General features: G+C 32.7%; 8 protein-coding genes. All 8 read left to right on the forward strand.

Annotated elements, in window-relative coordinates; genetic code table 11:
• Positions 1-12: 12 nt before the first annotated feature.
• The 8 genes from serC to IR213_RS13950 all read left to right on the forward strand — a co-directional run bounded on the left by serC (position 13) and on the right by IR213_RS13950 (position 6,050).
• Positions 13-1,083 carry a 3-phosphoserine/phosphohydroxythreonine transaminase gene (gene serC / locus IR213_RS13915; protein ID WP_194312907.1) on the forward strand — a complete coding sequence of 357 codons (1,071 nt, stop codon included), beginning with the start codon at positions 13-15 and terminating at the stop codon, positions 1,081-1,083.
• 116 nt (positions 1,084-1,199) lie between these two features.
• Entirely contained in the window at positions 1,200-2,150 is a 951-nt protein-coding gene (locus IR213_RS13920; protein WP_194312908.1) for a D-2-hydroxyacid dehydrogenase, read from the forward strand.
• Positions 2,151-2,259: 109 nt separating this feature from the next.
• Positions 2,260-2,694, forward strand: a complete 435-nt coding sequence (locus IR213_RS13925) for a DUF6146 family protein (protein WP_194312909.1) — start codon at positions 2,260-2,262, stop codon at positions 2,692-2,694.
• Between the two features lie 32 nt (positions 2,695-2,726).
• The gene (locus tag IR213_RS13930; RefSeq protein ID WP_194312910.1) at positions 2,727-3,029 is read left to right on the forward strand and encodes a DUF6787 family protein; all 303 of its coding nucleotides are present in this window, start codon (positions 2,727-2,729) and stop codon (positions 3,027-3,029) included.
• A gap of 92 nt (positions 3,030-3,121) precedes the next feature.
• Positions 3,122-3,781 carry an ABC transporter ATP-binding protein gene (locus IR213_RS13935; RefSeq protein ID WP_194312911.1) on the forward strand — a complete coding sequence of 220 codons (660 nt, stop codon included), beginning with the start codon at positions 3,122-3,124 and terminating at the stop codon, positions 3,779-3,781.
• Between the two features lie 67 nt (positions 3,782-3,848).
• Positions 3,849-4,613, forward strand: coding sequence for a TIGR02757 family protein (locus IR213_RS13940; protein ID WP_194312912.1), 765 nt, complete (start codon positions 3,849-3,851; stop codon positions 4,611-4,613).
• Between the two features lie 135 nt (positions 4,614-4,748).
• On the forward strand, positions 4,749-5,156 hold the full coding sequence (locus IR213_RS13945) for a DUF7670 domain-containing protein (protein WP_449404264.1): 408 nt from the start codon (positions 4,749-4,751) through the stop codon (positions 5,154-5,156).
• A gap of 612 nt (positions 5,157-5,768) precedes the next feature.
• On the forward strand, positions 5,769-6,050 hold the full coding sequence (locus tag IR213_RS13950) for a hypothetical protein (protein ID WP_194312914.1): 282 nt from the start codon (positions 5,769-5,771) through the stop codon (positions 6,048-6,050).
• Positions 6,051-6,134 lie beyond the last annotated feature (84 nt).

Below are 6,134 nucleotides of genomic sequence, written 5' to 3' on the forward strand. Positions count from 1 at the left end.
ATAAACTACACCATGAAAAAACACAACTATAGCGCAGGACCTTGTATTTTACCACAAGAAGTTTTTGAAAAATCGGCTCAAGCCATTTTGAATTTTAATGATTCTGGATTGTCGATTTTAGAAATTTCACACCGAAGCAAAGACTTCGTTGCCGTTATGGATGAGGCTCGTGCATTGGCAATTGAACTTTTAGGCCTTGAAGGCAAAGGCTATCAAGCACTTTTTCTTGCAGGCGGAGCAAGTCTGGAATTCTTGATGGCTCCTTATAACTTAATGAAGGAAAACGGAAAAGCAGCTTATCTTGACTCAGGAACCTGGGCAAGTGCAGCGATAAAGGAAGCTAAATTTTTTGGCGAAACTGTTATTGTAGCTTCTTCTAAAGACGAAAACTACAATCACATTCCTAAAGGGTATACAGTACCAGTTGATGCAGATTATTTTCACTGCACGAGTAACAACACTATTTTTGGTACACAAATGAAGGAATTCCCAAGTTTGGATATGCCAATCGTTTGCGATATGAGTTCGGATATCTTTTCGAGAGTTTTAGATTTCTCTAAATTCGACATTATTTATGCAGGAGCGCAAAAAAATATGGGACCGGCAGGAACTACCCTTGTTGTTATCAAAGAAGAAATCCTCGGTAAAAACGGACGTATAATCCCTAGTATGTTAGATTACGCAAAACATATCAAAGCAGAAAGTATGTACAATACGCCACCTGTTTTCCCTGTTTATGCTTCTTTGCTCACTTTAAAATGGTTAAAAAACCTTGGTGGAATTGCTGCAATCGAAAAAATTAACAATGAAAAAGCAGCTTTGCTTTATGCTGAAATTGATAGAAATCCTTTATTTAAAGGAGCTGCGGTTGTTGAAGACCGTTCAAATATGAATGCAACTTTCTTGTTAAACGACCCATTACATGCTGATACTTTTAACGCAATGTTGAAAGAAGCTGGAATTGTTGGTTTACCAGGACACAGATCTGTTGGTGGTTACAGAGCCTCTATGTACAACGCCTTGCCATTAGAAAGTGTGCAAGTTTTGGTGGACGTAATGGCAGCATTAGAAAAAACAATTTAAAAATTCAAAGATTGAATGATTCAAAGATTTGAAAAAAATCAATATTTTCACTCAACTTTTACCTTAAAATAATCCAGATTGAATCTTTAAATTATTCAATCTTTAAATTAAAAAAAATGAAAGTATTAGCCAATGACGGAATTTCAGAAAGTGGAATTCTAGCTTTAGAAAAAGGTGGATTTGAAGTTATCACAACAAAAGTAGCACAAGAACAAGTAGCTAATTTCGTAAATGAAAACAACGTAAGCGTAGTATTGGTAAGAAGTGCAACCAAAGTTCGCAGGGACATTATTGACGCTTGTCCAGGATTAAAAATCATTGGTCGTGGCGGTGTTGGAATGGACAACATTGATGTAGATTACGCAAAAAGCAAAGGAATACACGTAATAAACACACCCGCTTCCTCATCAGAATCAGTGGCAGAATTAGTTTTCGCCCATTTATTTTCAGGAGTTCGATTCTTGCACGATTCAAACAGAAATATGCCTCTTGAAGGGGATTCTAACTTTGACGGCTTGAAAAAAGCATATGCCAACGGAATTGAATTGAGAGGAAAAACACTAGGAATTATTGGAATTGGACGCATTGGTCAGGCTACTGCAAAAATGGCGTTAGGTCTTGGTATGAAAGTAATTGCTGCCGATATGTTTATTCCGAAAGTAGATGTAAAAGTGGAATTTTTTGACGGACAATCTGTTACCACAACTATCGTTTCTCAATCATTGGAATCATTATTTAAAGAATCTGACTTCATTACTTTGCACGTTCCTGCTCAAGATGGATACATCATTGGCGAGAATGAATTAACAATTATGAAAGATGGTGTTGGAATCGTAAATTGTGCTCGTGGTGGTGTTATTGATGAAGTTGCATTGGTAAAAGCTTTGGACAGCGGAAAAGTTTTATTTGCCGGATTGGACGTTTTTGAAAGCGAACCAAAACCGGAAATGACAATTTTGATGCACCCAAAAATTTCATTGACTCCTCACATTGGAGCTGCAACAGGAGAAGCTCAAGATAGAATAGGCACTGAATTAGCCAGTCAAATAATTAGTTTATTAGGATAAAATTTTAAGTTATATAGTAAAGGGCTGTCTCAAAAAGACAGCCCTTTTTTTTTCAAAAATCTCTAAATCAATCATTTGTTTTTGTAACTTTATCATTGATTTTATTGCAATGAAAAACAGCTTCATCATATTGGCATTTATTTTTTGTATCCTTGTTAGTTGCAACACTACAAAGCATACTATGACAAGTCCTGATAAACTATTGGCTACACAAAATGACACTATTCGAATTGCGAATGATTCTCTACACTATGAGGTAATCATTATTGATCCCGGTTTTAGCATCTGGCTCACCACAAGAGCCTATCCTCGAGGCTATCATTCGCAATCTTATCTGGAAAATAAAAACCAAATGTATGTCAGCGAATGGAACCGTCGTGTTTTGGAACCGCAGCGATATGACCCAAATTTGTATGAAATGACCATCAATTATGAGCCCGGAATTGACTATGGCTATGAAGTAAATTATTTAATTTATAACTATATGATTTATTTTCAAAACACTTACAAACAAAAGCTTTATGGTTATGTGCCTATGAGATAATCTCACTATATTTGTTATCATTTCATATAAAAATGGGAAATTTAAAGAAACGCTGGGGAATTACTTCTAATTATCAATTTGCAATCATATTTATCGTGTTTGCAATAAATGGCTCATTATCTGCCAGAATTTCTGGTTTTGCGATGAATTATTTTGGCATAAATAATGAAAACACCCATTGGATACCTTATTATATAATTCTAATTCTTTTAGTTTTACCTTTATATCCTTTCTTGTTAATGCTTTTTGGCTATCTATTTGGCCAATCAAAATTCTTTTTCCCATTTTCGAAAAAAATGTTGCGAAGTATGGGACTGGGATTTTTTTTCCAATAATCAAAAAGGCTAGAATCTGAATAAATCACATCAAATATTTTTTCTGAAAATTACCTAAAATCTTTGTTTCTTTGTGGAAACAGTTCCAATCAATGATACAAGCAAAAAACATACATAAATATTACGATCAACTTCACGTACTCAAAGGAGTTGATTTACATATTCAAAAAGGCGAAATTGTTTCCATCGTTGGCGCTTCCGGAGCAGGAAAAACAACGCTTTTGCAAATTCTTGGAACATTAGACAGACCTACTGTCGAAAACGGAATAGAATTGAAAATCAATGGACAAGATATTCTAACGATGAATGATAAAACCCTGTCCAAGTTCAGAAACTTAAATTTAGGTTTCATCTTCCAATTTCATCAGTTATTACCAGAATTTACTGCTTTGGAAAATGTTTGTATTCCAGCATATATTGCCAATAAACCACGAAACGAAACTGAAACCGAAGCCAAAAAATTATTAGAATATCTTGGACTTTCACACCGAATCAACCATAAGCCCAACGAACTTTCCGGCGGAGAACAACAACGCGTGGCGGTCGCCAGAGCTTTAATCAACAAACCAGCCATCATTTTTGCCGATGAACCTTCTGGGAATTTAGACACTCATTCTGCTGAAAATTTACACCAATTGTTTTTTAGATTGCGTGATGAATTTGGACAAACTTTTGTGATTGTTACCCATAACGAGGAACTCGCCAATATGGCTGACAGAAAATTAGTGATGGTGGATGGATTGATTAGTTAGTGCAGATTGTAGAAATAAGAAAAAATCCGTTTAAACCAGTCACATCTGTATTATTTGTGTGCCAATTATGACAAACTCCGAACTCAAATCTTTCCTCGACGAAAAAGTATTTCAATACAATACACTTGATTTTATCGAAAGTGATCCAGTACAAATTCCGCATTTGTTTACTCTAAAAGAAGATATCGAAATTGCCGGATTTTTGAGCGCAACCATTGCTTGGGGCAATCGCAAAATGATTATCAAAAATGCTCATAAGATGATGGATTTGTTGGGAAATTCGCCTTATGACTTTGTGATGTCGCATAATGAAGGAGATTTAGAACGATTAGAATCTTTTGTTCATAGAACATTTAACGGACTAGATTTTACCAGTTTTATCAGAAGTCTACAGCATATTTATAAAAGCCACAATGGATTGGAGTCTGTTTTTTCCAAACATCAAGAATCAAATTCAATGCAAAAAAGTATTTCAGAATTCAAAAAAGTATTCTTCGAAATTACACATCAAAACAGAACCCAAAAACATATTTCTGACCCGATGAATAATTCCGCAGCTAAACGCATCAATATGTACTTAAGGTGGATGTGTCGCCAAGACAATAAAGGTGTTGATTTAGGAATTTGGAAAAGCATTTCTCCATCAAAACTATCCTGCCCATTAGATGTGCACTCGGGTAATGTTGCTCGAAAATTAGGCTTGCTCACCCGAAAACAAAACGACGGAAAAGCATTGGCTGAATTAGATTCAAAACTGCGGAAACTCGATCCGAATGATCCCGTAAAATACGATTTTGCCTTATTTGGATTGGGAGTTTTTGAAGGATTTTAAGTAGTTTTTTTTGTGAAAGACAGGTTAAATTTATTTTAATTTCACTCTGAATTAATTAAATTTATAGGCCAAAATATCTTTTTGGTATAGGCATGGAAAAAATACAGATAAATACTAATTTAATTCCCCAACAAGATGAAACCTTCCATTCAGTTTATACATTGGGCACCTAGAATTATATGTATTATGGCAATACTATTTATAAGTATGTTTGCAGCCGATTCCTTTGAACAAGGCAACACAATTTGGCAACATCTTACCAGTTTATTCTTGCATCTTATCCCTACTTTTATCTTAACAGCATTGCTTATAATTGCTTGGAAATGGGAAAATCTGGGAGGACTCCTTTTTATATTCATAGGTATGGCTTCGAACCCATTTATTTTTATGCTTAATCACAATCGAAATCATTTTTCTATAGGCCAAAGCATTGGTATAATTGCACTGATTAATCTCCCTTTTGTAATTATAGGTATTCTTTTTATAATTAGTCATTATATGTTGAAAAAAAATATTTCTTCCTCTCTTTCCAAAACTTTGTAAACTTTCAAAAAAATTGTTTTTCATAGTTTTAGTAAATTTAATACTATCACTTATTTTGATTGTACAGCCCTATACAAATTACACAAATGATCATATCTGTAAGAGATTTATTTTAAGAATAAACACAAAAAAGGTTAACTAAAAAATATAAAAAGTATTAGTTGGAATAAATAAAACAGAACCTATTGATTGTAATTATTATTTACAAGTGGAATATTATTTAGTCATATTTGGCATAAATATTTTTGAAAATTTTAATAAATATTATTTTTAAATGAGCATTTCTAGTTTACAACAATATTTATTTGTATTTTCACATTATAATTCGTTTTTTGCCCAAAATCTGAATTTATAGTTATTATGTATAAAACATACATATTGAATAACTTAAAACCTTTATTAAACAAATACATGACATCCTACTTGTCTTTTTTGATCATTTTATTTGACAATTTTAAAGAATTTTTCTTCTCAAAATTCAACAATTGCATAATTTTGTTTAGCAATAGTGAAGAAATATTTAATGAACCAAACTCAATTTTTACGAATCAACTTTCATTAAATCTTCTTAAGTTCTTTATAATCCCTTTTCTAGGATTTATAATTCTCTTATTGACTTTTGCTTTAATTATTCACCGTTATGGTTTCGAAAAAAAATTAGTTTTAAAAAAAGAATTAGATATAAAAACTGATAATTTTTTAACTGATGTAATCTTTTCTGATTACAGTTTGGAAGTCATTTATGAAAAAATCAGACTATACAAAGAAGATGTTCTTTTTAAGAAAAAATGGTATAAGGTTTTAATTTTAAATAAAATAATTTCTATAAAACAGAATGTAAATGGTATCAATCCTAATCTCATATTAATAATCACTATCGACCGACAAAACTAAGATTTAGGCAATAAATTCCTTTTAACCCTAGTAAATGCTAGGATTATTTTGTAAAATAAAAAACCTACCTCCCTATATTTCAGA

The sequence above is a fragment of the Flavobacterium soyangense genome (assembly GCF_015277675.1).
GTDB lineage: Bacteria > Bacteroidota > Bacteroidia > Flavobacteriales > Flavobacteriaceae > Flavobacterium > Flavobacterium soyangense.